The sequence below is a fragment of the Gilvimarinus gilvus genome, assembly GCF_030518155.1.
Lineage (GTDB): Bacteria > Pseudomonadota > Gammaproteobacteria > Pseudomonadales > Cellvibrionaceae > Gilvimarinus > Gilvimarinus gilvus.
In genome coordinates this window covers 1-378 of record NZ_JAULRU010000749.1, presented here as the reverse complement: position 1 = coordinate 378, position 378 = coordinate 1, and the positions used below count along the sequence as shown (strand labels likewise).

The 378-nt window shown below is 51.3% G+C and carries 1 protein-coding gene; it reads left to right on the top strand.

Annotated elements, in window-relative coordinates:
- Window positions 1–99: 99 nt before the first annotated feature.
- Window positions 100–378 (top strand): OprD family outer membrane porin (locus QWI17_RS19380; RefSeq protein ID WP_302724180.1); only part of this gene is annotated, 279 nt, incomplete at its 3' end.

Here is a 378-nt window from a genome sequence, read left to right as displayed (position 1 = left end):
AATCCCGTCCAGCATGACGCTGCGTAATCTGCGATGGATAGTACTGGGTCGCTCCATTTTGATGCTGCCAAAAATCACAATACACAGCAGAGATTTCCGATGAACACCCTCACAACATCGCGCACACTCGCGTGTGCAAGCGTCATTGCTAGCTTGTTCCCCAATTTTGCTGAAGCAGACTTCTTCAAAGACTCCGAGGGCCGGCTGGCTCTGCGAAATTACTATTTCAATGATGGATTTCGTGATGGGGGCGAAGATCGCAAAGAGTGGGCGCAGGGTTTTCTGCTCAAGCTACAGTCAGGTTACACCGAAGGACCTGTAGGCTTTGGTTTGGAGGCACTGGGACTTTCAGGAATCCGGCTCGACTCAAGCGCTAAG